Source organism: Christiangramia crocea (genome assembly GCF_022410465.1).
Classification (GTDB): Bacteria; Bacteroidota; Bacteroidia; order Flavobacteriales; family Flavobacteriaceae; genus Christiangramia; species Christiangramia crocea.
The window spans coordinates 57,377-82,975 of sequence record NZ_JAJSON010000030.1 but is presented as its reverse complement, the minus strand read 5'-3'; the positions used below and the strand labels follow the sequence as shown (position 1 = coordinate 82,975).

At 39.2% G+C, this 25,599-nt stretch carries 23 protein-coding genes; 14 read left to right on the top strand and 9 right to left on the bottom strand.

Features of this window, described 5'->3' with window-relative positions; all coding sequences use genetic code 11:
- The first annotated feature begins 103 nt into the window (after positions 1-103).
- Entirely contained in the window at positions 104-1,237 is a 1,134-nt protein-coding gene (locus LU635_RS16500) for a CDP-glycerol glycerophosphotransferase family protein (protein WP_240100667.1), read from the top strand.
- Here LU635_RS16500 and LU635_RS16495 read toward each other — a convergent pair.
- Positions 1,228-2,025 (bottom strand): glycosyltransferase family 2 protein, encoded by a 798-nt coding sequence (locus LU635_RS16495; protein ID WP_240100665.1) that lies wholly within the window; start codon positions 2,023-2,025, stop codon positions 1,228-1,230. The genes LU635_RS16500 and LU635_RS16495 overlap by 10 nt on opposite strands.
- A gap of 178 nt (positions 2,026-2,203) precedes the next feature.
- On the opposite strand from LU635_RS16495, the gene LU635_RS16490 reads away from it, so the two are divergent.
- From LU635_RS16490 to LU635_RS16465, 6 genes are all read left to right on the top strand, one after another.
- Positions 2,204-3,310 (top strand): glycosyltransferase, encoded by a 1,107-nt coding sequence (locus LU635_RS16490; protein WP_240100663.1) that lies wholly within the window; start codon positions 2,204-2,206, stop codon positions 3,308-3,310.
- The gene (locus LU635_RS16485; protein WP_240100661.1) at positions 3,297-3,866 is read left to right on the top strand and encodes an L-threonylcarbamoyladenylate synthase; all 570 of its coding nucleotides are present in this window, start codon (positions 3,297-3,299) and stop codon (positions 3,864-3,866) included. Before LU635_RS16490 ends, LU635_RS16485 begins: the two co-directional genes overlap by 14 nt.
- A 4-nt stretch (positions 3,867-3,870) precedes the next feature.
- Positions 3,871-5,316: a CCA tRNA nucleotidyltransferase gene (locus tag LU635_RS16480; protein ID WP_240100660.1), complete on the top strand. Its 1,446-nt coding sequence runs from the start codon at positions 3,871-3,873 to the stop codon at positions 5,314-5,316.
- A gap of 31 nt (positions 5,317-5,347) precedes the next feature.
- Positions 5,348-6,361, top strand: coding sequence for a COX15/CtaA family protein (locus tag LU635_RS16475; RefSeq protein WP_240100659.1), 1,014 nt, complete (start codon positions 5,348-5,350; stop codon positions 6,359-6,361).
- Between the two features lie 50 nt (positions 6,362-6,411).
- The gene (locus LU635_RS16470) at positions 6,412-6,924 is read left to right on the top strand and encodes a plasmid pRiA4b ORF-3 family protein (RefSeq protein WP_240100657.1); all 513 of its coding nucleotides are present in this window, start codon (positions 6,412-6,414) and stop codon (positions 6,922-6,924) included.
- Positions 6,925-6,988: 64 nt separating this feature from the next.
- Positions 6,989-8,047, top strand: a complete 1,059-nt coding sequence (locus LU635_RS16465; protein ID WP_240100655.1) for a nucleoid-associated protein — start codon at positions 6,989-6,991, stop codon at positions 8,045-8,047.
- A 153-nt stretch (positions 8,048-8,200) separates the two neighbouring features.
- Here the strand turns inward: LU635_RS16465 and LU635_RS16460 are convergent, their stop codons facing one another.
- Positions 8,201-9,265 (bottom strand): hypothetical protein, encoded by a 1,065-nt coding sequence (locus tag LU635_RS16460; RefSeq protein WP_240100654.1) that lies wholly within the window; start codon positions 9,263-9,265, stop codon positions 8,201-8,203.
- A gap of 95 nt (positions 9,266-9,360) precedes the next feature.
- Here LU635_RS16460 and LU635_RS16455 point away from each other — a divergent pair, with 95 nt between their 5' ends.
- The 4 genes from LU635_RS16455 to LU635_RS16440 all read left to right on the top strand — a co-directional run bounded on the left by LU635_RS16455 (position 9,361) and on the right by LU635_RS16440 (position 14,570).
- Positions 9,361-10,266, top strand: coding sequence for an ABC transporter ATP-binding protein (locus LU635_RS16455; RefSeq protein WP_240100653.1), 906 nt, complete (start codon positions 9,361-9,363; stop codon positions 10,264-10,266).
- Positions 10,266-11,102: an ABC transporter permease gene (locus tag LU635_RS16450; RefSeq protein ID WP_240100651.1), complete on the top strand. Its 837-nt coding sequence runs from the start codon at positions 10,266-10,268 to the stop codon at positions 11,100-11,102. The genes LU635_RS16455 and LU635_RS16450 overlap by 1 nt, the downstream gene beginning before the upstream one ends.
- 153 nt (positions 11,103-11,255) lie before the next feature.
- A complete protein-coding gene (gene uvrB / locus LU635_RS16445) occupies positions 11,256-13,259 on the top strand; it encodes an excinuclease ABC subunit UvrB (protein WP_240100649.1) in 2,004 nt (667 codons plus the stop codon).
- 93 nt (positions 13,260-13,352) lie between these two features.
- Positions 13,353-14,570 (top strand): hypothetical protein, encoded by a 1,218-nt coding sequence (locus LU635_RS16440; protein ID WP_240100648.1) that lies wholly within the window; start codon positions 13,353-13,355, stop codon positions 14,568-14,570.
- 84 nt (positions 14,571-14,654) lie between these two features.
- On the opposite strand, the gene LU635_RS16435 is transcribed toward LU635_RS16440, so the two are convergent.
- Positions 14,655-16,712: an acetate--CoA ligase family protein gene (locus LU635_RS16435; RefSeq protein WP_240100647.1), complete on the bottom strand. Its 2,058-nt coding sequence runs from the start codon at positions 16,710-16,712 to the stop codon at positions 14,655-14,657.
- Positions 16,713-16,835: 123 nt separating this feature from the next.
- Between LU635_RS16435 and LU635_RS16430 the strand changes: the two genes are divergently transcribed.
- A complete protein-coding gene (locus LU635_RS16430; RefSeq protein WP_240100646.1) occupies positions 16,836-18,053 on the top strand; it encodes an aminotransferase-like domain-containing protein in 1,218 nt (405 codons plus the stop codon).
- Between the two features lie 75 nt (positions 18,054-18,128).
- Here LU635_RS16430 and LU635_RS16425 read toward each other — a convergent pair whose 3' ends face one another.
- From LU635_RS16425 to LU635_RS16415, 3 genes are all read right to left on the bottom strand, one after another.
- Positions 18,129-18,728, bottom strand: coding sequence for an indolepyruvate oxidoreductase subunit beta (locus LU635_RS16425; protein ID WP_240100644.1), 600 nt, complete (start codon positions 18,726-18,728; stop codon positions 18,129-18,131).
- Between the two features lie 28 nt (positions 18,729-18,756).
- Positions 18,757-20,379 (bottom strand): thiamine pyrophosphate-dependent enzyme, encoded by a 1,623-nt coding sequence (locus LU635_RS16420; RefSeq protein ID WP_240100643.1) that lies wholly within the window; start codon positions 20,377-20,379, stop codon positions 18,757-18,759.
- A 395-nt stretch (positions 20,380-20,774) separates the two neighbouring features.
- The gene (locus LU635_RS16415) at positions 20,775-21,218 is read right to left on the bottom strand and encodes an Hsp20/alpha crystallin family protein (RefSeq protein ID WP_240100641.1); all 444 of its coding nucleotides are present in this window, start codon (positions 21,216-21,218) and stop codon (positions 20,775-20,777) included.
- Positions 21,219-21,406: 188 nt separating this feature from the next.
- Here LU635_RS16415 and LU635_RS16410 point away from each other — a divergent pair, with 188 nt between their 5' ends.
- On the top strand, positions 21,407-22,714 hold the full coding sequence (locus LU635_RS16410) for a DUF2254 domain-containing protein (RefSeq protein WP_240100640.1): 1,308 nt from the start codon (positions 21,407-21,409) through the stop codon (positions 22,712-22,714).
- Between the two features lie 14 nt (positions 22,715-22,728).
- On the top strand, positions 22,729-22,980 hold the full coding sequence (locus tag LU635_RS16405) for a DUF1456 family protein (protein WP_240100638.1): 252 nt from the start codon (positions 22,729-22,731) through the stop codon (positions 22,978-22,980).
- Between the two features lie 92 nt (positions 22,981-23,072).
- Here the strand turns inward: LU635_RS16405 and ettA are convergent, their stop codons facing one another.
- From ettA to LU635_RS16390, 3 genes are all read right to left on the bottom strand, one after another.
- Entirely contained in the window at positions 23,073-24,764 is a 1,692-nt protein-coding gene (gene ettA / locus LU635_RS16400; protein WP_240100636.1) for an energy-dependent translational throttle protein EttA, read from the bottom strand.
- A 63-nt stretch (positions 24,765-24,827) separates the two neighbouring features.
- The gene (locus tag LU635_RS16395) at positions 24,828-25,307 is read right to left on the bottom strand and encodes a DinB family protein (protein WP_240100634.1); all 480 of its coding nucleotides are present in this window, start codon (positions 25,305-25,307) and stop codon (positions 24,828-24,830) included.
- A 12-nt stretch (positions 25,308-25,319) separates the two neighbouring features.
- On the bottom strand, positions 25,320-25,499 hold the full coding sequence (locus tag LU635_RS16390) for a CAL67264 family membrane protein (protein WP_240100632.1): 180 nt from the start codon (positions 25,497-25,499) through the stop codon (positions 25,320-25,322).
- Positions 25,500-25,599 lie beyond the last annotated feature (100 nt).

Below are 25,599 nucleotides of genomic sequence, written 5' to 3'. Positions count from 1 at the left end.
ATAAAGGAATTATTAATATTCCTCATGACGAAAAGAAGCCATAGAAAAATATTATTTCTTTTAAAGCTAAATTCGTATTCTTACCTCCACAGAAATTGATCTTATGCAAGCTAAAAAAAAGAGAATTGGCTTTTTATACCTGGATGAAATACATCATCTTTTTCATTTTATAAGCGTTGCAGTTGAACTCTCAAAGACTGAAGATATTGAAATTTTAACCCATCCCAGGTGTCATGACCTCCTTTTCGAAAGTATTGAGAAATTAGGCGGTACGAACCTCAAAGTAAAACGTTTAAAAACCAAACGTTTTAGAAGGTTTACCGACAAACTGAAAAAAAGGGATCTGCCAAGAAAAGGATTCTGGATAAAAAAACATAAGAATTATCTTCTTGAAAATTTCGATGCCCTGATCTTTACCGATTATTTTCATCATTACCTTTTAAAATCACGAAAGGAACTCTACCCTAAACTCATCAAATTTGGCCATGGCCCACCGGGGAGAGCTTATAGCTATAAAAAAGATCTGTTGGATTTTGATGCCCAGTTACTTGTTGGACAGTTCAACTATGATCAGTTTGAAAAAATGGGAATTCTGGGACCAAAGCCGATAACCATTGGATATCCCAAAATTGATGTGGTAGAGAAAGATGAAAAAAAAGAATTTTTTAAGAATAACAAGCCAACGGTATTTTATAATCCGCATTTTGATCCGGAATATACTTCCTGGGATAAGGAAGGTCTGAAAGTGCTGGAGTATTTCTATAACCAGGATAAATTTAACCTGATCTTTGCCCCTCATTTAAACCTCTTTCAGGAATTAAAAGGGGACCGCAACCTAAGTGAGATCCCGCCAAAATTTTTTAAGGTCGATAATATCCTGATCGATCCCGGAAGTGTGGATAGTGTGAATATGAGTTACACAAAATATGCTGACATTTATCTGGGTGATGTTTCAAGCCAGGTTTTTGAATTTATAATCGAGCCCAGACCCTGTATCTTTCTTAATCCAAACAATTTTGATTATACAGACGATATATCCTTCAGATTCTGGAAAATCGGTGAGGTAATATCAGGAGTGGAAGAACTGGATCAGGCCTTGGAAAATATAAATTCCGTCTTTGAAGGTTACAGGCCCGTGCAGGAAAGGATGACTGCAGAGAATTTCTATACTGAAGAAGGCAGCACAGCTTCAGAAAGGGCAGCAAAAGCAATACTCGATTTTTTAAATCATTCCTGATTTATAGAGAGGTACTGATCAATTCCTTTTTCACAGCGGGTTATTTTATTGGCTATGGCTTCGGCCTGAATTCCGGTATTTATCAGCTCCCTTTCCCTGGATTTTTCAATATGCCAGATATGATAAACGATCCCTGCATATCGCAACCTTCTGCCCTTTATACCATAATTAAGGAGCCTAACCACCATTTCAGAATCTTCCTTTCCCCAACCCGTCATATTTTCGTTATACCCATTAATAGCTATAAAATCCCGGCGCCAGTAAGAAAGATTACATCCACGCACCTTCTTACTTAATTCTCCGGTCTCTTTATATAAGGTACTCAGAAAAGGAATACGGATGTTGCGGGTTCTACGGGATACCTCGGAAGAAAAGAAACTAAAATTTATTTTTTGTTCAGGTAATACATGTTCAATTGCCGTTTCCTTAATATTAACTCTGCTCCCAAAAAGAAAATTGCCTTTTCTCGCATTGAACTTATGGTCTTCAACATAATTCCTGTGAAGTATACAATCTCCGTCAACCTGAATAATATAATCTGAAGTACTGGCAGCTATAGCCTTATTCAGGATCGCAGATTTCCTGAACCCCCGGTCTTCCTGCCAGAAATGCCTGATTGGAAGCCCGGAACCCTTATATTTTTCAATAAGTTCAAGGGTAGTACCGGAAGAACCGTCATCTGCCACCAGGATTTCATCTGGCATAACCGATTGATACTGAACGCTCTTTAGAACGAGGTCCAGTGCCTCTGGCCAGTTATATGTGGAAATAAGAAGAGCTACAGTCATAACTGTTAATTAGTAATATATCCAACAGTCAAAACTGTTGCAACGGGCCAAAATTAACAATAAATCTGATCATCATTAAGATTTCATTAAACGGAAAAAGAAATCAGTAATATTATTTTAATGAATGGATTACTTTAGCTCTTCTTATCTTCGTGATCACCTTAAGTATTTTGCTGATATGAAAGTTTTGCATTTATCTGCTGTGAGAACCTTTGGAGGTGGGGAAAACCATATTCTTAACCTTTGCAGTGAAATTAACAATATCAGTAACATTGAAAATCTGGTACTGACGGTAACAAACTCTGATTTCTCCCGAATTTTAGAGGAATCCAAAATCAGGAGGTTTAATGCGCCGCTCAGTATGAAATTCGACCTCCGCTATACTTTTAAGATCATAAACCTCTGCAAAAAAGAAAGAGTGGACCTTATACATATTCATGACACCACTGCCCTTACCCTTGCGGTAATGGCAACAAAACTGGCAAAACTTCCTCCTTTTATTTTCAGCAAAAAAACATCTTTCCCTATCAAGAACAGGAAGAGAACCTTGTACAAATACAATCATCAAAACATTAAAAAAATTCTGTGTGTTTCAGATGAAACCAAAAAAATAACGATTAATGGGATCGGGGACGCTTCCAAACTGGTGACCATCTATCATGGCACCACGGTCAACAAATCCAGCTTCACCCCTTTTCAGTTAAGGGAAAGACTGAATATCCCCTCAGATAAGATCATTGTCGGGACTATTGCAAATCATATACGTGCCAAAAACCTGAAGACATGGGTAAAGCTCATAGACTACCTGGTTAATGAAAAAGGACAAAAACAATTTCACTTTGTCCAGATTGGGAGTTTTACAAAGCGAACCCGGATCTATACTGACATGATCAAAAAATACAAACTGGAAAACTCCGTAGATTTAATGGGATTCCTCCCGGATGCCTCCAGTTATATTCCGCAGTTTAATATTTCCCTTCTAACCTCGCAGAGTGAAGGCCTGCCACAGTTTCTGTATGAGAGCTTTTACCATAAGGTACCTGTGGTAAGTACGAATGTGGGAGGTATTCCGGAAATTATTGAGGATTCTGAAAACGGTATGTTAAGCAATCCTTATGAAGCGGAATGTTTAGCAGATAAATTGATAGCTTTGTCCCAGAACAGAGAATTGCAGCAAAAGTTTACTGATAGATCTTACAAACTGCTTCAGGAAAACTTCACCACCAGAATAATGGCCGAGAAGACCCTCTGTGAATATAAAAAAGTGCTCTATGGAAAAAATTGATCAGGAAATAAGAAATTGTCTGGAAGTGATAAAAAAGGGAGGAATCATTCTCTACCCTACCGATACTGTATGGGGAATAGGTTGTGATGCAACCAATGCCGATGCCGTTGATAAAATCTATAAATTAAAGAAGAGAGAAGAATCTAAAGCGCTTATCTGCCTGGTTTCAAATTTCAAGATGCTGGAGCAATATGTTGAAGATGTTCCCGAAATGGCCTACGACATTCTGAAATATGCTAAAAAGCCTACTACAGTGATCTACGATAAACCAATAAGGATTGCAGAAAATCTGGTAGGCGATGACGACACTTTGGGCATTAGGGTGGTAAGGGATAAATTCTGCTCTGAGCTGATAAAAAAAATGCGTAGACCGCTGGTTTCTACCTCTGCAAACATAAGTAGCCAGCCTACGCCGCAATCCTTTGATCAAATCACCCCACAAATTTTAAAAGGTGTGGACTATGTAGTAAATTTGCAGCGTTCAAAAAAATCACCCAGTCCGTCGGCAATTATTAAATTGAGTAACGATGGTCAGGTGAAAGTGATACGCAAATAGACAGATGCCGAAACACCACAATTACAGTAAAGCTTTACATCATCCTGTTTTCAATATTATTTCAGAAGCTGCGGAAGAACTTTCTGTAGATGCCTACGTAATAGGTGGATTTGTTCGTGATCATATCCTTGATCGTGGCGAGCCCAAGGATATTGATATCGTTGCTGTGGGCAGTGGAATTGCACTTGCGAAAAAGGTCTCTGAAAAGCTGCCAAATAAACCCAAAGTCCAGATTTTCAAGAATTTTGGAACCGCGATGTTACGCGCCAGCGATCATGATATTGAATTTGTGGGGGCACGGAAAGAAAGCTACCGCAAAGACAGTAGAAAACCCATCGTGGAAGACGGAACTCTGGAAGACGACCAGAATAGACGTGATTTCACCATAAATGCTCTGGCTCTAAAGTTGAACAAAGATGGATTTGGAGATCTGCTGGATCCTTTTAATGGGTATGATGACCTGAAAAACAAGATGATCCGAACCCCGCTGGATCCAGATATCACCTATTCTGATGATCCTCTTAGAATGTACCGCGCAATAAGGTTTGCCACCCAGCTCAACTTTATCATTGAAGCTGAATCGCTCAAAGCCATCAAAAGGAACCGCGAAAGAATAAAGATCATTTCAAAGGAGCGTATTGTAGACGAACTTAACAAGATCATTCTTAGCCCAAAACCTTCTAAGGGATTTGCCCTTCTATTTAAAACCGGCTTATTAAAGAAAATCCTTCCTGAACTTACCGCCTTACAGGGAATAGATGAAGTGGAAGGTCAGAAACACAAGGATAATTTCTGGCATACCCTGGAAGTCGTGGATAACATTTCAGAAAATACAGAAGATCTTTGGTTAAGATGGGCGGCACTTCTACACGATATTGGAAAAGCGCCTACAAAAAAGTTCCACAAAAAAATTGGATGGACCTTCCATGGCCACGAGTTCGTTGGAGCAAAAATGGTCTTTAAACTATTTAAAAGATTAAGATTACCGCTGAATGAAAAGATGAAATTCGTTCAGAAAATGGTATTATTAAGTTCCAGGCCTATAGCCATTGCCGATGAAAATGTGACCGACTCTGCTGTGAGAAGACTGGTGTTCGATGCCGGTGATAATATTGAAGATCTTATGACATTGTGCGAGGCCGACATCACTACCAAGAACCCTAAACGTTTCAAAAAGTATCACAATAACTTCAAAAAGGTAAGGGAGAAAATCCAGGAAGTTGAGGAACGCGATCATATACGCAACTTCCAGCCGCCTGTAAGTGGGGAAGAGATCATGGCGACCTTTGGAATAAACCCCAGCCGTGAAGTAGGCCAGATCAAAGACGCGATAAAGGAAGCTATATTAGAGGGGGACATTCCAAATCAATATGAACCGGCGCGTGATTTCATGTTGGAAAAAGGAAAAGAATTAGGCCTAACTGTTAAAGACAATCCAACCGCCAAATGATTTTGAGTTTTATATACTTAACCTTATTTCGATGAAAGACAACAAAAAGGTAGTTTACTGGCTGCTTACCGGATGTTTACTCATTTTTATAATGGTAATAGTAGGTGGAATAACCAGACTTACTAATTCGGGCTTATCAATTTCTAACTATAAACTTATAAGCGGAACCATCCCGCCAATGAATGACCAGGAATGGCAGGAAGCTTTTGAACTTTATAAACAGTACCCTGAATACCAAAAATTACATTATCATTTCAGTCTTGAAGATTTCAAGAATATTTATTTCTGGGAATGGATACATCGTGTTATAGGAAGACTCATAGGAGTGGTTTTCCTAATTCCTTTTCTCTATTTCCTTATCAGAAAACAACTTTCACGGTCTATCATAAAAAAGTCATTAATCCTACTGGCTTTAGGAGCATTCCAGGGTTTTCTTGGCTGGTATATGGTGAAAAGCGGACTTGTGGATATGCCTTGGGTTAGCCATTACAGACTGGCGATGCATCTTACCACTGCATTTGTCACTTTTGCTTATGCCCTCTGGGTTGCGCTGGATATTATTTATCCAAACCGAAAAAAAATCGCTCCCGGTTTTCGAAATCTTATTAGAATCGGGATGGCTATATTGCTCGTTCAAATCGTTTGGGGTGCTTTCGTGGCTGGACTCGATGCCGGTTTTATTCATAATTTCTGGCCTATGATGGCAGAAGGCAAACTAATTCATGAAACGGTTTATATCGAACAATCTCCTGTATGGCGTAATTTTATTGAAGGTAAGAGTGGCGTGCAGTTCATTCATCGTTACCTTGCCTATATCGTGGTGGCCGTGATCGGGTATATCTGGTACAGATCCAGGAAAATGCAGCTGTCAACACCTCAAAAGAATGGGATTAATTTCCTCCTGGTGATGGTATTTGTCCAGTTTATTCTGGGGGTTTACACACTTATCTATGCTGTCCCAATCTGGCTTGGCGTTTTACATCAGGTGGGGGCATTTCTGCTTCTTGCAGGTATGACCTTTACTCTCCACAGATTTAGTAAATAACTTCGGTTTTCTATCTAAATACGTATCTTTGTAATCCAAATTTATTAGTTATGGTCTATAGATTCAGAGTAATTCTCGATGCAGATGAAGATGTGTTCAGAGATATAGAGATGCTTCAGGAAAGTACCCTGGAAGATCTACATAATACCATTGTCCAGTCCTTTGGTTTTGACGGAACCGAAATGGCCTCTTTTTATATAAGCGATGAAGAATGGAACCAGGGGGAGGAAATTCACCAGTTCGATATGAGCGGTCATGATACTTCCATTAAACTTATGAACGAGACAACCCTGGATAGCGTAGTTTCAGAATCTCAGACCAAGCTTATCTATGTTTATGATTTTCTGAAAATGTGGACTTTCTTTGTGGAGCTTGCTCAGATAGCTGAAATAGAAGAAGGCCGCGATTATCCTAATCTCATGTTCGTTCATGGCCAGATCCCGGAGAACGCTCCTGATAAGGAATTTAAAGGTGAAGATGAAGGCTTCCTGAACGGGGATTATAATGATGACTTCGATTCAGATGACCTGGACAACTTATCTTTTGATGAGAACTGGAGTTAACTAGCGATCCGGGACTCATACCTCTTTTTTACTTTTTAACTTTTAACTCATTTACCTTTTATAAATGATCAATCTTTTTAACGCTCAAATTGAATCACTTTCCATACACCGTGTAGGAAATAAAAGCCGAGGTGAGAACATTTTCCTTTCGGCCTCTACTTATCATTTGAATGACGAGATAAAGCCCCTTATCAAGGAGTATTTTCTGAAACCTTTTCGGGAAAAAGAGGAGTCTTATTATCGCTTTCATCATGAAAGTGATCTTGAATTCCATGAGCTTTATAATCTTTCAAATTCCATTTTTGACGATCCGTTGAATAGTCACGAATACTCGAAAAAGATCGCAACTCTTTTGTATGAGCAGTCCAGCCATCCGCACATAAAAAGCGGGGAGGTTTATGTGGTCTATTTCGATAATCTTCAGATTGACAACGAGAAAGTTTCCGGGATCGGGATCTTTAAATCTGAATTGAAACACGACTTCCTACAGTTTGAACAAAAAGGAAGTAATCTAGATATGATCGTCCAGCAGGGTGTAAACCTCAACAAATTAGACAAGGGTGCGATCATTTTCAATAAAAACCGGGCTGAGGGCTATAAAATCCTTTCTGTAGATTCCAATCGCTATGATGCCAAATACTGGCTGGAAAATTTCCTTGGAGTGGATGTGCTGGCAGACGAAAATTACTTTACCAAGAACTATTTGAACTTCGCCAAGAACTTCGCGAAAGATGTGGTTCTGCCTGCGGAAGACAAGAAGCAGGAAGTGCTTTTCATGAACAGAAGTATGGATTATTTTGCCAAGAACGACGATTTTGAAGAATCGAATTATATCAATTCGGTAATAGATAATCCGGCTTTGATACCTGAATTTCAGAATTACAAGGTCGAAAAGGCCCCAAAATATAAGGTTGAAGACCTTACCAATTTCCCAATCGCCAATAAAGCGGTGACTGATGCCCGAAAAAAGATCAAAAATGTGATCACGCTTGATACGAATATCCAGATCAAGATGGATTTCGTGAATGCCGAGTCTGCCGATAAATTCGTGGAAAAAGGCTGGGATGAGGAAAAACAGATGTATTACTACCTGGTCTATTTCAATAAGGAAGAGAAGAAATAGTTATAAGCTTTAAGAGCAGCAAGTTTTAAGCTATATGCTTAAAGCTCATTCGAACTGTCGTTCCGAGCGAAGCGAAGGAATCTTATAATTAGACTGCTTCACTCCGTTCGCAGTAACGACTTATAGAAGCATTTTTAACTTAAAGCTTAAAAACTACTCCAGCATGCGCTGCGTATTCACATTCTCATAATTGCGTTTCACGAAATCCAGCGCTGTTCTTAAGATCTGTCCCATGGTACTCGCACGTTTGAACTTCATATCCTTTGAAAAAGAATACAGATCATTTCTTAATTCCTTCACATTATCCTTAGTAGAAACGTGATCGTTTATCATACATCGTATGAGCTCCTTGTACCTGCTCTTCGTATTGATCATCCTTTTGGCAAGGAGGGAACGTTCTTCCTTCCGGTATTGTTCGATCGATGATTCTTCCAGCTTTTCGGAAACCAGTTTTACCATCTTGAAATTTTCCTTGAAGAACTGCGGACGGTACACCTTCAGATTTCCCTCATAGCATTGCTGATCGAAATCTATTGCCCGTATCTGATATTCAACATGGTCAAAATCGTGGGTTGGGATCACCACATAGTTATATGAACGCATATCGCCCAACAACCTAACCGTACATCGCTCATTGAATTTAACGAATTGCTTGGCGATCTGGGTCTGCGCTCTAAGGTCACATTCAGGTAGATGATCATCTATGAAAACATCACCGGGAATTCCGGCAATATGCTCTTCGATAAGCGTGTCTTTATAGACCAGGAAATTAATTCGATGCGGGGAAAGTAAATGCTCAAATTCGAGTCCGTACAAACGCGAGGCATCGGCTTTTTTTACATAGAAATAAGTAAAACTGTCGTTCAGGATATTTCTTACCTTTATTCTGAAAGGCTTGGAATTTCCGAAAGTACAGTAATCTATAGCATCCACATTCAGCCATTCCAGAGAATCCTCACTACCATCGGAGTGCAGTATGGTATATACCTTTTTCAGGCTGTTATCCATTTCTATTCGTTCATGGTCGGGATAATAACAACGCACCCAAAAGGTGTCTTCATCATGCTGATCATAAACCACGATAGATCCTGAGAACCTCAGGAGATCATCATAAAAAACAGGGATCTTGGTATTTCGGTTATATTTTGCCAGATATCGGTTAAAGCGTTCATTTACTGGAAAAGAAGGCTTTTTCTTTGACATCAATTTTTCTTCCATAGGTAAACCTCGTTTTTCTCAAAATTAAGCTTATTATAGGGAAACCTGTAACAAAATCCTATTTTAGACGTCGTATTTTAAACACTTCATCAATCTTGGAAACAATTTTAAGCTTAAACAACCTTACCAAAAGATTTGGCAAACTCACTGCCGTTGATAATCTAAGCTTCAGCATAGAAAAAGGGAATGTCTATGGCATTTTAGGCCCTAACGGAAGCGGAAAATCAACTACGCTTGGGATGGTACTGAATGTGGTCAATAAAACATCGGGAGATTTCAAATGGTTCGATGGTACGCTTTCAACCCATCAAGCCCTTAAAAAGGTAGGAGCAATCATAGAGCACCCGAATTTTTACCCTTATATGACTGCGGAACAGAATCTTGGTCTGGTATGTAAAATAAAGGGAACCAATACTCAAAAGATCCATGAGAAACTTGAAATTGTAGGACTTTTAGACAGAAAAGACAGTAAATTCAAGACCTTTTCACTTGGAATGAAGCAGCGTCTTGCCATCGCTTCTGCTCTTTTGAACGACCCTGAGATCCTGATCCTGGATGAGCCCACCAACGGACTCGATCCTCAGGGAATCCATCAGATCAGGGAGATCATAAGAAAGATTGCAACTGGTGGCACCACAATTCTATTAGCTTCTCACCTTCTGGATGAAGTGGAAAAAGTATGTTCCCATGTAGTAATTATCAGGAAAGGAGTAAAACTCTACAGCGGTCCTGTTGACGAAATTGTAAATAGTCACGGATTCTTTGAGTTAAAGGCAACTGATATGCGAAAGCTGGAGGAGCTATTAGAAGCCCATCCGAAAATTGAAAAAATAACCAATAAAGATGGTGTGTTTACTGCTTTCCTTAATGATCCAATGGAGGCTGAAGAGATCAACTCTTACCTTTTTGAAAAGGGTCTTTCCCTCTCCTATCTGATCAAACGTAAAGAAAGCCTTGAAGAGCAATTCCTTCAATTAACCAACCAAACTACCCAGAACTAATGCTACGTTTACTCGATATAGAATATAATAAATTAAGATATAGCCGTTCAGCAAGGATTCTGATCATCACCTATTTTATCTTAATCACTTTCATTGCTCTTATTGCATCCATTGAATTCAATATCGGCCAAATAGAGTTCCGTGTAGCCGATCAGGGAATATTCAATTTCCCCTATATATGGCATTTTAACAGTTATATCGCCGCGCTTCTTAAACTGTTCCTTGCTATTGTAATCGTCTCCATGATGTCCAATGAATACAGTAACCGCACCATTAAACAGAATCTGATCGACGGACTTAGCAAAAAGGAATTTATCATGTCTAAATTCCTGACGGTGCTGGTGTTTTCAGGAATTTCCACACTTTTTCTATTTGCGGTTTCCCTGATCCTGGGTTATTCATTTTCAGATTTCACTGAATTCTCCATTGTCTTTTCAGACCTTGAATACCTGGTTGCCTATTTCATCAAACTAACCGGCTTCTTTGCCTTTTGTATGTTCCTGGGAATCCTTGTAAAACGATCGGCCTTTGCATTAGGCTTTCTTGTGGTGTGGTATATATTTGAAAACATACTTTTTGCAGTGCTTAATTTTAAGGTATTCCGAAACACCGATATTGCTGAAAAGATCATGCAGTTCTTTCCACTGGAGTCTATGAGTAATTTGATAGTAGAACCCTTTACCAGACTTAATGCAGTACAAACTGCCGCCAGCCAGATAGGTTCTGAATTGGATAAAGATTACAGCATTCACTGGTATCAGCTACTTATTGTTATCATCTGGATCGCGATATTTGTATATCTGTCTCTGGCCTTATTAAGAAAAAGGGATCTTTAATCTTAAAATTGATTTCGGTTCGATAATTGCTTAATTTCGTAAGGCTATGAAATGAGCCATATAAATTTCTTACATTAACAAGAATAGTTATTGGCGAATTGCACCTGACCGGTAAATAAAATCATGTTACCAGGTGAAAAGAAAAAGGGCTGAATGAAATTCAATATAAAATCAGATTACCAACCTACGGGCGACCAGCCTGAAGCTATAAAACAACTGGTCTCCGGGATCAACAGGAATGATCAGTATCAAACTTTACTTGGAGTAACGGGCTCAGGAAAGACCTTTACCGTGGCAAATGTCATTGAGGATGTTCAAAAGCCCACACTGGTACTGGCACATAACAAAACCCTTGCTGCGCAGCTTTATTCAGAATTCAAGGAGTTCTTCCCCGATAATGCGGTAGAATATTTTGTAAGTTATTACGACTACTATCAGCCGGAAGCATTCATTCCTACCTCAGGAACTTATATAGAAAAAGATCTTTCCATCAACGAAGAGATCGAGAAACTCAGACTAAGCACCACTTCTTCTCTTTTAAGCGGAAGAAGGGACGTGATAGTTGTGGCTTCTGTCTCCTGCCTTTATGGTATTGGGAATCCGGTTGAATTCCGTAAAAATGTAGTTTCCATTGAACGAGACATGCAGATTTCCAGGACCAAATTCCTGCACAGTCTTGTGCAAAGTCTTTATTCGAGGACCGAAGCAGAATTCAGCCATGGAAATTTCAGAATAAAAGGGGATACGGTGGATGTATTTCCAAGTTATGCCGATAATGCCTTCAGAATTCATTTCTTCGGTGATGAAATCGAAGAAATTGAAGCTTTTGATCCGGGAACAAATGATGTGATCGAAAAATATGACAGGTTGAATATTTACCCTGCGAATATGTTCGTAACCTCACCTGACGTCCTGCAGAACGCCATTCACGAAATTCAGGATGACCTGGTAAAACAGGTGGATTATTTCCGGGATATAGGAAAACATCTTGAAGCCAAACGACTTGATGAAAGAACTAATTTTGACCTGGAGATGATCCGTGAACTTGGTTATTGTTCGGGAATTGAAAATTATTCAAGATATCTGGATGGCAGAAAACCGGGAACAAGACCCTTCTGCCTGCTTGATTATTTCCCGGATGATTACCTGATGGTGGTTGATGAAAGTCATGTGACAATCCCGCAGGTGCATGCCATGTATGGTGGTGACCGCTCCAGGAAGGAAACCCTTGTGGAATATGGTTTCCGATTGCCGGCGGCGATGGATAACCGTCCGCTGAAATTTGAAGAGTTTGAAGCACTTCAGAATCAGGTGATTTATGTAAGTGCAACTCCCGCTGATTATGAACTTCAGAAAAGTGAGGGAGTTTATGTAGAACAGGTAATACGCCCAACAGGCTTACTGGATCCCATTATAGAAGTTAGGCCAAGTCTTAATCAGATAGACGACCTCATTGAAGAGATCCAGGTGAGAGTTGAAAAAGACGAAAGAATCCTGGTGACCACCCTGACTAAACGAATGGCTGAAGAACTTACAAAGTACCTTACAAGGATCGATATTCGCTGCCGTTATATACATTCTGATATTGACACCCTTGAAAGGGTTGAGATTATGCAGGATCTTCGGAAAGGGCTTTTTGATGTTCTTGTGGGAGTCAACCTGTTGAGAGAAGGGCTGGATCTTCCGGAAGTTTCATTGGTAGCCATCATCGATGCTGATAAGGAAGGTTTTCTTAGAAGTAACCGTTCACTTACCCAGACAATTGGACGTGCCGCGCGACATGTAAACGGCAAGGCGATCATGTATGCCGATAAGATCACGAATAGCATGCAGAAAACTATTGATGAAACCGAATATCGCAGGGGAAAACAAATTGATTACAATAAAGAAAATAATATCACCCCTAAACCCCTAGTCAAGAAATTTAACAGCGCATTGATCAAAGAAAAACTTGACATCTATGAGCACGAGAAGCGTCCTGATCTAAAAGCAGCAGAAGAAGAAGCCGAGTATCTTACCAAACCCCAGATGGAGAAGAAGATCAGGGAAAAACGAAAAGCCATGGAAGCCGCAGCGAAAGAGTTAGATTTTATACAGGCAGCCAGACTAAGGGATGAGATCAAATTGCTACAGGGAAAAATTAACGAAATGGCTTAAAATATTTTCTACACGCATTAGAAAATAATCTATATTTGGCTGAACCTAAAGCATTTGAATATTACTTAAATGACAAACAAAACCTGTTTGTCAATGAGAAATTTTTATGTTTTTTTATTCCTGCTGCTTAACAGCTATCTTTCTGCACAGGTAGGAATTGGCACTTCGAATCCGAAGGCCCAACTCGATATTATTGCAACCGATAAAGATAATCCTGCCAGTATTGACGGTATCCTCATCCCCAGAATTGAAAAATTTCCGGCAGAGAACCCGGGAAGTGATCAGCATGGAATGTTCATTTTCCTGAACAATAGTATTACCGGGTACAATTCCGGTTTTTATTACTGGAATGCGGTGGAGACAAAATGGAAACCCATGTTAGCTGACGCTTCTTCTGCTAATTTTTATAAACCAGGCACTACTAGTAGTCCAAACAACCTAAGCGATCTAATATACAGGGATGCCAGTGTAGGAATTGGCACTGACCAGATCAGCTCCAGATTACAGATCGCAATTAGCGCAGGAAGAGACCTGACTTTAAAGAAAGGTCTTGAGGTGGATAACGCTAATTCCGCAACGGATAATTTGACCACTTATGGAATTATCAATGATAACCGGAGCACAACCAATGGAACCAAATACGGTATTAAAACAAATGTTGGCGGAGTTGGAACAGGAATTCATTATGGCATTTTCAATGAAACCTATCAGAATACCGGAACCAATGATATCTATGGAATATTTAACCGGGTAGGACGCACTTTTGGAGCGAAAAGCAACAACTATGGGATCTATTCGGAAATTGGAAGTGTTCAGGGTGTGGGAAATATTTATGGGATATACAGCTTAGCCCTGGGAGATGCCAACAGTAATGTATTTGCCGGTTATTTTGCAGGAAGGCTTGGAATTGGACTCACTCCCGAAACAGAATATGTGTTACCCACAGCAAGAGGGACTGAGGGTCAGGTTATGATGACCAATGCGACTGGCCAGGTTTCATGGGTCAATGCGGGTTTTGAAAATTACTCCTCCACCACCAGTTCAACCGGAGATTTTACAATTACAGATGAAATTGGAACCCTCAGGATTAATAACCAGATATCCGGATTGATAATACCGCCATCGGGACCAAATAAAGGCAGGATCATCCGGCTGTTGAACTGGCCCGGGAATACTGAAAAGCCCTTAATATTTCAGGGTGCAGACGATCTTTTCGATATCCGTAACAACACCAAGATCCTAAGCATCAAACCTCAACAGGTATTTACCATACAAAGCGCGGGAAATCGTTGGATCCTTATCGGGAATTAAAAAGAAACCTCACTATATGTGAAAATGAGTTTACCTGGAGAAGCCGGCTTCAAGATCTCTTAACCTGGTCAAAGAATTAATTACCTATTTTTCTAAACGAATTCTTACATCCACAGCCGTCAGTTCATCTTCAGCAGCCATTAGAGGATTGAGGTCTAATTCTGCAATTTCAGGAACCATAATCAGGAGATTTGAAATGCTTATAATAGCTTGAGCAAACAATTGGATGTTTATCCCACTTTGACCTCTCACACCTTTTAATATTGGATATGCTTTTAGTTGAGTGATCATTCTCACAGCTTCCGCTTCTGAGACAGGAGTCATGGAAGCACTTAAATCTTTCAATACTTCAACGAAAATACCTCCCAGTCCGCATAAAATGACATGAGGATAATTAGTTTCCTTTTTTGCTCCAATAAATAGTTCTGTTCCCCTGACCATGGGCTGGATCATAACCGAAGTTGCACCTTCAATCTGCATCAACTTTTGAAAACTGTTATGTAATGCTTTTTCATTTGAGATATTTAAAATGACTCCGCCAACATCTGATTTGTGCAAGGGTCCTTCAACTTTAAGGACTACGGGATAAGCGACAGACTCTGAAGCTTTGTTAAGCTCTGCTTTATTCTTAATATAAAACGGAGTCGCAAATCTGACTCCTGTATACTCCAATAATTTAACGGCTGATTCTGTTGGCATGTATCCGTTTGGAAGCACATCTATCAGTTTTCTTATTTTCTGATAGTTTTTAAGAACAGGGTCTTTTATTTTTTCACTCCCCGGGGCATGGTTGTAAACCTTTGCTAAAGCATTCCCGAATAAGACTTCATCATTAAATGCAATGTTGCCTTTCTTTACAAACTCCTGGATTTCATTTTTCACATTAACCACTGATGGTAAAATGGCATAGATCGGTTTTTGAGACGTCCTGATATTTTTATCCAGAACTTCATATACATCATCCACACCTGATAAACCGGGGCTCCCAAAAATGACTGCCATGGCATCAATTTCGGGACATTTATTTTCGCAAAAATCAATAATTGCAGCTAATTGCTGGGCATTTCCTGTGGCCAAAAAATCAATTGGGTTCGATACGGAGGATCCGTCGAACAACTGGCTCAACAAGACTTCACTTTCTTTACTCTCCAAATGGGGAATTTTAAGTCCGTTCTTTGACAGGACATCTGTGAGCATTACGGCAGGCCCTCCGGCGTGAGTGATGATCGCTATATTCTTTCCTTGGGATTCCTTTTGCAAGAGTATCCCGGCAACCGTAATAAGTTCGTTTCTACCATAGCAGCGTATTATTCCGGCTTTTTTAAATAAAGTATCTACAAAAACATCTGAATTGGCTATAGCTCCCGTATGTGATGAAGCCGCCCTGTTTCCTTCTTCTGAACTACCAGCCTTAATGGCTGCTATTTTGCAGCCTTTACTTATTAATGAAGTTGTATGTTTTAAAAACTTAAGTGGGTTTTTAATGCTTTCTATATAAAGCAGTTTTACTTTTGAACTTAATCCCTCTTCAAAAGATTGATCTAAATATTCCAAAACCTCCTCCACTCCTATCTGAGCACTGTTCCCAACGGTATAAATACCGGAAAATGTTAGTCCCATGCTTTGTGCCGCTTCGATTATAAAAACTGCAGTTGCACCGGAACCTGATATGAAATCAACTCCTTTTTCATCCATTTCAGGGATGGGAGTTGTAAAAACTCCAGTATAATGCTTATTTATTAATCCGATGTTATTCGGGCCCAATAAACTTCCACCTGCATCATCGATCAACTCAACAATTTCCTTTTCCAACTTTTCGCCATTCTCATCTTTTTCACTAAAACCTGCAGAGAAAATTATAAAGCCTTTCGTGTTTTTGTGTTGAGTTAGAACCTTAACCGTTTCCAAAACATATTTTGCTGAGATGGCAATTATAGCCAGGTCTACTTCCGGAACATCATTGATATCATTATAAGATGTAACTCCCTGAACACTTTTCTGTTTGGGATTGACCACAAATAATTGTCCCTTAAAATCATGATCAAGTAAGTTTTTTAAAACTCTTCCGCCAGGACTGTAAATATTATCAGACCCCCCAACGATAACAATGCTTTTTGGATGAATCAGTTTTGAATGAAGCATAAAAACCCAGGAATTTAATAATTGTAAAGGAAGACATTTGAAATATGATTTTAACTGACATTCATCAGAATATGTTTGATTTCCTTTTTGTTATTTTGATGAAACAGCTAAACTTTTCAGGCTATGTATGCATTTTCGAGGGCAGTCAATTCCATGCATTCCGAAGACATCAAACAATTAATGAAACAGGCTTCCGGAAAAAACCTGATTTCATTTGCCGGTGGTATGCCAAACAATGATTTGTTTCCTGTAAAACAAATTGATGAGATCTATAATTCTTTACCTGAGGACCTGAAAAAATTATGCTTTCAATACGGCCCAACCTCAGGATATCCCCCACTTATAAAGTCACTCAAGAGTTATTTAAAAGAGAAAGGATTGCCCGTAGATGAAAATAAAATTTTGATCACTACCGGCTCGATTCAGGCCATCTCCATAGTTACCCGGGAATTTGTGAACGAAGGAGATATTATTTTAACCGAAAATCCAAGTTTTGTAGGGGCCTTGTCGGTTTTTGAAACTGCCGGAGCTAAAATCCACAGTATCCCCATAGATAAGGACGGGATCGATATTAAAGCCTTAAAAAGTAAAATTGAAACCTTAGACCGAAAGCCTAAATTCTTATATGTCACGCCTAATTATCATAATCCGGCCGGCATCATGTATACTCCCGAAAGAAAAAAAGAACTTTTGGAAGTCTTATCGGGAACAGGAATTATATTACTGGAGGATGATGCTTATAGTGACCTGTACTTCAATGAAGATGAAAAACACCTGACTAAACCTATGAAATCATTTGGCGTTAAGGAGGTGGAAATTATTTATACCGGATCATTTTCAAAAATACTGGGTCCTGGTTTCAGGTTAGGCTTTATGCTGTCTTCAGAAGAAATTTTCGAGAAAGCAGAAACAGTCAAACAAGCCATGGATGCCTGTACTTCAAATTTCATGCAGATATTGGGGAATGAATTTCTAGCACAACATAAACTGAAACCTTATCTGGAGTATTTGAGAAGTGAATATTCAGAGCGCAAGAATTTGCTTCAAAAACACCTGCAAGCCTATATGCCAAAAGAAATTACCTGGAACGAACCTAAAGGAGGCTTTTATATCTGGCTAAAATTACCGCCTCATATTAAATCGACGGACATATTCAAAGAAACTGTTACCAAAGGAGTTGTATTTGTAACGGGCAGAACCTTTGACCCGGCAAGCAAAAAAGATGACAGATTGCGGCTTTCTTTTTCAAATATGCCAAAGGAGCAAATTGAAAAAGGAGTTATCATTTTATCTGAAACGATAAAAAGAGCAATCGAAAATTCAAAAATCACACTCTCATAGCCTTTCGGCTATGAGAGTGCAAACAAGTCAAACTAGATAGAAAAGTATTTTGGATTCGCTTTTTTCTGTGTCATTCTATTTACCGGCAGCAACATCTGTGATCCCTTCGGCTACTTTTTTTCCTTTAGAAAAAGCTTCCAGGTTTAGTTTTATAATTCTTTCACTTTTATGCTGAAACAATTTCTTGATGGCTTCGATCATGCTGCTTTCCGATAAAGGTATTATGGCTGATGCAGCTCCCAGTATTACCATGTTGGCAACTTTTGAATTTCCAATGTATTTTGCAATTTCTGTTGCATTAACAATAATGTGATTCGGATGTTCTTTTATCTGATCAAACAGATCACTTTTTTCAGGATAATTGGAAGTATTGACAAAAGATTCTGAATCTGTAACCAACCAGCCGTCTTTCTTCAAAAAAGGAATATACCTTAACATTTCCATCGGTTCTACAGATAAAATTAAATCAGCCTGTCCTTCCGGAATAAGATCAGAAAATATTTCCTTATCAGATATTCTTACATGTGATTGAACGGCACCACCGCGCTGGCTCATTCCATGAACTTCAGATTGTTTAATGAACAAATCTTCGATTAAGGCAGCTGTATCCAGAATCGCGGCGATAGTCAGAATACCCTGACCACCAACACCTGATAAAATAATATTTGTTTTCATTTGTTTCTGTTTATATGGTTTTAACCGGTCAAACACTCTGATTTAATGATGCAATCCTGGCTTTTATTTCTTCTTTCTGATCTCTGGATAATCTTACGCAAGGTCTCTCAGAAATAATGACGGAAACACCTTTGTATTTTAGTTCGTTTCGCAATAATTCCACATTCTTTTCGTGATTCTTTTTTAAAGGTACCATGGTCTTCAGATGATCCGGATGTACACCGATTCCTAAACAAATCTTATGTAGCCTTCCCACGGCGGTTGATTCCTGAGCTCCTGTCATGGCAACAGCAGAGTTATCTGAAATAATAACCGTTATAGGGGAGTTTTCATAAACTGCATCCAGAAGCCCCGTCATTCCCGAATGTGTAAATGTTGAATCGCCAATAACCGCAATGGCATTTTCCATCCCGGCATCTGCAGCTCCTTTTGCCATAGTTATGGAAGCCCCCATATCTATCAGAGTATTGATGGTATTCAAAGGAGGTAAGGCACCAAGAGCGTAACAACCAATATCCCCAAAAACATTTTTGTCCCCGATCTCAGGAATTAGTTCATTTATGGTGTTAAATAGATCTATATGACCGCAGCCTTCACAAAGCTGTGGCGGTCTTGGAGTAACAACAGAAGGAACAGGAGTAATTTTATCCTGATGTAAACCTAAAGCCTTACCGACTATTTTAGGGTTCAACTCTCCGGTTCTAGGTAAATCACAGGATAACTTTCCTTTTATTTTATCATTCTCATCAAAATAGTTATGTAACAACTCCTCTACTACAGGATAGCCTTCCTCCAGCACCAGAATATTATCACAATGGCGATATAAGGCTTTAATCTTTTGTTTAGGCAAAGGGTATTGAGATATTTTCAGAACAGAATATGAAGATTGATCTTCCCCAATATTCTCCATCAAATAGTTATAGGCTAACCCACACGCTATGATCCCTATGCCTTTATCGTCACTTAATTTTAAGGTGTTTAAATTAGAATTTTCAGAATGTTCAATTAAAATGTCTTTCTTATCAACCAGAAGGTCGAACTGCTTTTTAGCATTTAGTGGAAGTAAAGCAAAACGTGTCGTATCCTCCGGTAGATTTTTATCGTTTTGGTTACGCTTTTTCCCGGTTTCTATACCGGCCCGGGAGTGCGATAAACGGGTGACCATCCGTAATAAAACAGGCAATTGTGATTCTTCGGAAAGATCAAAGGCGTACGACATGACATCATAGGCTTCCTGCTGATTTGAGGGTTCAAGAATCGGTATCATCGCGAATTTGCCATAGAATCTTGAGTCCTGTTCATTCTGCGAGGAGTGCATGGAAGGATCATCTGCCACTACAACTACAAGTCCGCCATTAATTCCCGAAACAGCCATATTCATAAAAACATCTGAAGCCACATTTAATCCTACATGCTTCATGACCACCATAGCTCGCTTACCAGCATACGACATACCTAAAGCAGCCTCCATCGCCGTTTTTTCGTTAACAGACCACGTGGTATGTATCTTTAACTCCTTTGCAGGTTTTGACTTCTGAATATATTCAGTTATTTCAGTTGAAGGTGTGCCGGGATAAGCATAAACACCTGATAAACCAGCATCAATAGAGCCTTGAGCAAGTGCTTCATTACCTAATAGTAAACTTTTCATCTGTTCATAGTTTGTTGGTCGGATGGAACACCCTGTCAATCACGGGCATTTCAAAAAACACTTTTAGTTGGCAGACTAATTTAAAAGTATCAAGGCTTTTAGAGTATGATTTTGGTCATCCCAGGTTGTATTAAAATTTTTTCATCTCACTTCTTATATCCCTTTCAGGCATTCTGTGAGTTTTTTATAATTAAAAATATGGTCTTAGAAATGTCAATAGCTTATAACCTGTTTTATTAGGCTCAATTCGCCTAATGGGCTATTAACTTTAAAGATGCCGGATCTAATTGAAGTATGATCTAAAGTGAAGATGATAGACGGATACTGTTGAACTATTAAAAAAAGAAAGCGTCCAAGTGGACGCTTTCAACTTAACTAATCAAATCTATTCAGGTTTAAGATATATCGATCATTCTCTTAGCCTGAACTTTAGCTTCTTCTTTTTTAGGAAGAGCTATTTCCAGAACTCCATTATTATAGGAGGCAGAAATCTTAGAACTATCTACCGATTCCGGAAGGCTGAAAGCTCGTTTAAAATTACTGTAACTAAATTCTTTTCTTGTAAATCTTCCGTTCTTATCGGTAGTCTCGTTTTCTTTCTTCTCCTCGGCAGAGATTGTCAATACATCATTATCTAATTCAATATTGAAATCTTCCTTGGATTTACCAGGTGCTGCAACCTGAACATTGAAACTATCATCATCCTCTCTGATATTCACAGCAGGAATACTTGTACCAATGCTGTTTACATTAGTAGTTCCACCTAGCCAATCAGTTCTGAACATATCGTCAAAAACTGATGGCAACCAATTTGTGTCGTTTCTTTTAATTAGACTCATAGCTTTATGTTTTTTAAGTTATTGTTCAAATTCTTAATCCATAAAAATATTAGCAATTCAAATACCACTTGTAAATAACTGTCTTTTTGTCGGTTATCAGGTAATTATTAATGTCATTTTGTCTTCTATTAATATCTATATTATCCCGCAATGCATAAGTTTATTTACCTTTATAAGAAATTCAATCAATGAAACACCTTTTTAACAAGCTTATTACCTTCATCAATTCTATTAGAAGTAATATAGCTTTTTACCCTACCCTACTTGCTGCCTTCGGTTTCAATTTTGCCTTTTTCATGATCTACCTGGAGGATAGGGGAATTTCCACATATCTTCTGGAAGCCGTCCCTGTACTGGTAGTGGACAACGGAAACACCGCCCTCGCCTTACTAAGTTCTTTTATAACCGGGCTTATTTCCATGATGGTGTTCAGTTTCTCCATGGTAATGGTGCTTCTTAACCAGGCATCCAGTAATTATTCGCCCAGATTACTGCCAGGTCTGATCTCCGATAAGAATCATCAGGTAATTCTTGGAATTTATTTATTCACTATCCTTTATTGCATTTTCATTCTTTTCTCCATTCAACCAACGGGAGACAAATACCAGATCCCAGGGTTTTCGGTTCTGTTAGGTATTCTCTTTACGGCTGTTTGTATCTGTGCTTTCATCTATTTCATTCATAATATCTCTCACAATATTCAGATCAATAATATACTCGATAAAATATTCCACCTGGCTGAAAAAAGATTGAAACATCTCATAGATTCTGAAGAAATGGGTGAGAAGGACTTTCCGGACACATCGGGTTGGTATGAATACCATACTGAAAAGACGGGATATTTCCAGAATATTGCTCTTACGAATGTTGTGGATATCTGTGAGAAAAAGGAAACAAAGCTGGAGATCCTTCCCGTGAAAGGGATCTTTGTATTAAAAGGAATCCCGGTCTTTAAATCGGAAAAAGAACTGGATAAAGAAACTATTAAAGATTTTCTCTCTAATTTCAATTTTGCCCGCGGTGAACTTGTTGAGGACAACTACACCCTCGCTTTTAAACAGATTACAGAAATAATAGTTAAAGCGATGTCCCCCGGTATTAATGATCCCGGAACCGCCCTTAATGGAATAGATTATCTTATGGAACTTTTCGCCCTCCGAATGAAGAAAAAAGATGAGAGCATAATCTCAAGGGATGAAAAGAATTATGTGAAACTGACTACAGTAAATTTTGAAGAATTGATGTACAATGTAATCTCTTCCATCAGGGTATACGGAAAACATGATGTTAGTCTTGTCCAAAAACTAAGCACTATGTTTTTATACCTGAAATCTCAGGAAGCCGTACATTCCTATTATTATGAAATAATAGACAAAGAAGCTACAACTCTTCTGGAAGATGCTCGTGATGCCATTACCAACAAAAGTGACCTTAAAATCATAGAGAAGCTGGCCAGAAAACTTAGTCTCAATACAAATAAGTTTCAGTTGGAATAAGCTACCTTTGAACTATGGGATTAACCAATAACGACATATTCAAAAAACTACGGGTTGCACATAAACTCACCAACGATGATATTGTAAAGATTTGTGAACTGGTAGATTTCAAGGTTTCAAAAAGTGAACTTGGAGCAATTTTCAGAAAAGAAGGGCATGAAAAATATATGGAATGCGGGGATCAGTTCCTACGGAATTTCCTTGATGGCCTTATCATACACCTCCGGGGACCAATGCCTGAAAAGAAGGCTAAAAGCACTAAGTAAGCTTTTAGTGAAAAAAGAAACGAGACATTAGACAAAAGAATAAAGGAGTGATTTTTCAATCACTCCTTTATTCCTTATAGCTTAAAGCTTTTTTATCTAACCAGCTTTTTATACTTGATTCGCTTAGGCATTACATCGCCACCAAGTCTTTTCTTCTTATTCTCCTCATAATCTGAGAAACTACCTTCAAAGAAATACACCTGGGAATCACCCTCAAAAGCCAGGATATGCGTACAGACCCTATCCAGGAACCAACGGTCGTGTGAAATAACTACCGCACAGCCCGCAAAGTTCTCCAGACCTTCTTCCAGGGCTCGAAGCGTATTCACGTCAAGATCATTGGTAGGCTCATCCAGCAGAAGAACGTTCCCTTCTTCTTTCAGGGTCATCGCCAAATGAAGTCTGTTTCTTTCTCCTCCGGAAAGCATGCTCACCTTCTTGTTTTGCTCGCTTCCGCTGAAATTGAATCGGCTTAAGTATGCTCTTGAATTTACCTGACGGCCTCCCATCATGATAAGCTCCTGCTCGTCACTGAAGTTCTGCCAGATGGTCTTTTCGGGGTCTATATTAGAATGGCTCTGATCCACATAGGCAATCTTAGCAGTTTCTCCAACCTCAAAGCTCCCTTTATCAGGCTCTTCCTCTCCCATGATCATTTTGAAAATCGTGGTCTTTCCGGCACCGTTAGGACCAATGATCCCTACGATCCCTGCCTGAGGAAGTTGGAAATTAAGGTCTTCATAAAGCAATTTATCACCAAAGGCCTTGCTTACGCCTTTGGCTTCTATAACATTAGTACCAAGTCTCGGACCGTTTGGAATATAAATTTCCAGTTTCTCGTCCATCTGCTTCTGATCCTGGCTTAGAAGTTTATCATAATTATTAAGCCTTGCCTTCTGCTTGGTTTGTCTGCCTTTAGGGCTCATTCGTGCCCATTCGAGCTCACGCTCCAGAGTTTTCTGACGCTTGCTGGCCTGCTTCTGTTCCTGTGCAAGTCGCTTGGATTTCTGATCCAGCCAGGAAGAATAATTTCCTTTCCATGGAATACCCTCTCCCCGGTCAAGTTCAAGGATCCATCCGGCAACATTATCAAGAAAATAACGGTCGTGAGTCACGGCTATTACCGTCCCCTTATATTGCTGTAAATGATGTTCCAGCCAATGTACAGATTCTGCATCAAGGTGGTTGGTAGGCTCATCCAGAAGTAGAACATCAGGTTCCTGAAGCAATAACCTGCAAAGAGCAACCCTCCTTCTCTCTCCTCCTGAAAGAACCGATATCTTCTTATCTGGCTCCGGAGTTCTAAGGGCGTCCATCGCAATTTCCAGCTTGGTATCCAGCTCCCAGGCATTGCTGGCATCTATCTTATCCTGAAGTTCAGCCTGCTTATCCATTAACTTCTGCATCTTATCGGCGTCTTCATATACTTCAGGCAGACCAAACATATCGTTGATCTTATTATACTCGTCCAGGATTGCTACCGTTTCAGCCACCCCTTCTTTCACCACTTCAAGCACGGTCTTTTCCTCATCTAATTCAGGTTCCTGCTCAAGAATTCCTACACTGTATCCTGGTGAAAAAACGACATCTCCCTGGTAATTCTGGTCTCTGCCGGCTATTATATTTAGGAGGGTAGATTTTCCCGAACCGTTGAGTCCCAGAATTCCTATTTTCGCTCCGTAGAAAAAACTCAGATAAATATTCTTCAATACCGGAGTGTTGGCCCTTGGAAAAGTCTTGGTCACTCCAGACATTGAAAAAATCACTTTTTTATCGTCTGACATATATTTTTAAAATTTAATTTCTAATGTTTTGAGAATGCAAATATCCTGAAATTTTCAGAGAATTCAATTATCATAGACTCCTAATAATCTCTGGATCAACACCAGTTGACCGGTGTGATAAGCAGAGTGTTCTATCACCAAAAGTATTTCCCTTAAAAGGCTGTGTTCTTCAGAATTCCTTACAGGAGAGTCCACGTCATTATTCAGGTCCAGAATAAAATCCCGTAATATACGACGATCTTCAAAATAATCAGCTTTAAGGTCTTCCCATTCCTCCTGGCTACCAGGTTCGGGCTTACCGGGCCAGTAATCCTCCGGCCAGCTGGCGGTTTTGTAATCACCCGAAAGGGTATATTCCAGTATATCCTTTTGAGCAAAAGCTATATGAAAAAAAACTTCATAGAATGAATATGGCAATCCTGCCGGCCTCACGCCAACCTTTTCGAAAGGGATGTTATCCAGAAAACTATCGATAGAAGCAAATGCGAGTCCGCCATCCAGGTGCTTTGTTAGTTGATCTCTTTTTTCCTTTTCTTTGGTCATTGTCAATAAATTTTAAACTCTTCCTTTAAGAGCATTGAATACCCAGGAAATAAAAAAGAATCCAATACCTGCGGTTGAAAAACCAATAGCATAATCAATGTATTTCAAAACCCCTAAAAGCACAAGGGCTGTTCCCACAAGAAAGGTTAAAAAAGATGCCCAGCCAAAAATGGTATTTTTATTCATTTTCATTAGATATAGTTTAATAGCAAATATCGGGTATTTTTAATGATCAGTTTAATTAAGAAAGAGTTCTTGTGTTTTTGTATTTTAGCCGAAAGCCTTTTCTGAA

Coding starts and splice junctions, on each gene's coding strand:
- LU635_RS16500 (WP_240100667.1), top strand. CDS start 104: ATGCAAGCTAAAAAAAAGAGAATTGGCTTTTTATACCTGGATGAAATA.
- LU635_RS16495 (WP_240100665.1), bottom strand. CDS start 2,025: ATGACTGTAGCTCTTCTTATTTCCACATATAACTGGCCAGAGGCACTG.
- LU635_RS16490 (WP_240100663.1), top strand. CDS start 2,204: ATGAAAGTTTTGCATTTATCTGCTGTGAGAACCTTTGGAGGTGGGGAA.
- LU635_RS16485 (WP_240100661.1), top strand. CDS start 3,297: ATGGAAAAAATTGATCAGGAAATAAGAAATTGTCTGGAAGTGATAAAA.
- LU635_RS16480 (WP_240100660.1), top strand. CDS start 3,871: ATGCCGAAACACCACAATTACAGTAAAGCTTTACATCATCCTGTTTTC.
- LU635_RS16475 (WP_240100659.1), top strand. CDS start 5,348: ATGAAAGACAACAAAAAGGTAGTTTACTGGCTGCTTACCGGATGTTTA.
- LU635_RS16470 (WP_240100657.1), top strand. CDS start 6,412: ATGGTCTATAGATTCAGAGTAATTCTCGATGCAGATGAAGATGTGTTC.
- LU635_RS16465 (WP_240100655.1), top strand. CDS start 6,989: ATGATCAATCTTTTTAACGCTCAAATTGAATCACTTTCCATACACCGT.
- LU635_RS16460 (WP_240100654.1), bottom strand. CDS start 9,265: ATGGAAGAAAAATTGATGTCAAAGAAAAAGCCTTCTTTTCCAGTAAAT.
- LU635_RS16450 (WP_240100651.1), top strand. CDS start 10,266: ATGCTACGTTTACTCGATATAGAATATAATAAATTAAGATATAGCCGT.
- uvrB (WP_240100649.1), top strand. CDS start 11,256: ATGAAATTCAATATAAAATCAGATTACCAACCTACGGGCGACCAGCCT.
- LU635_RS16440 (WP_240100648.1), top strand. CDS start 13,353: ATGAGAAATTTTTATGTTTTTTTATTCCTGCTGCTTAACAGCTATCTT.
- LU635_RS16435 (WP_240100647.1), bottom strand. CDS start 16,712: ATGCTTCATTCAAAACTGATTCATCCAAAAAGCATTGTTATCGTTGGG.
- LU635_RS16430 (WP_240100646.1), top strand. CDS start 16,836: ATGTATGCATTTTCGAGGGCAGTCAATTCCATGCATTCCGAAGACATC.
- LU635_RS16425 (WP_240100644.1), bottom strand. CDS start 18,728: ATGAAAACAAATATTATTTTATCAGGTGTTGGTGGTCAGGGTATTCTG.
- LU635_RS16420 (WP_240100643.1), bottom strand. CDS start 20,379: ATGAAAAGTTTACTATTAGGTAATGAAGCACTTGCTCAAGGCTCTATT.
- LU635_RS16415 (WP_240100641.1), bottom strand. CDS start 21,218: ATGAGTCTAATTAAAAGAAACGACACAAATTGGTTGCCATCAGTTTTT.
- LU635_RS16410 (WP_240100640.1), top strand. CDS start 21,407: ATGAAACACCTTTTTAACAAGCTTATTACCTTCATCAATTCTATTAGA.
- LU635_RS16405 (WP_240100638.1), top strand. CDS start 22,729: ATGGGATTAACCAATAACGACATATTCAAAAAACTACGGGTTGCACAT.
- ettA (WP_240100636.1), bottom strand. CDS start 24,764: ATGTCAGACGATAAAAAAGTGATTTTTTCAATGTCTGGAGTGACCAAG.
- LU635_RS16395 (WP_240100634.1), bottom strand. CDS start 25,307: ATGACCAAAGAAAAGGAAAAAAGAGATCAACTAACAAAGCACCTGGAT.
- LU635_RS16390 (WP_240100632.1), bottom strand. CDS start 25,499: ATGAAAATGAATAAAAATACCATTTTTGGCTGGGCATCTTTTTTAACC.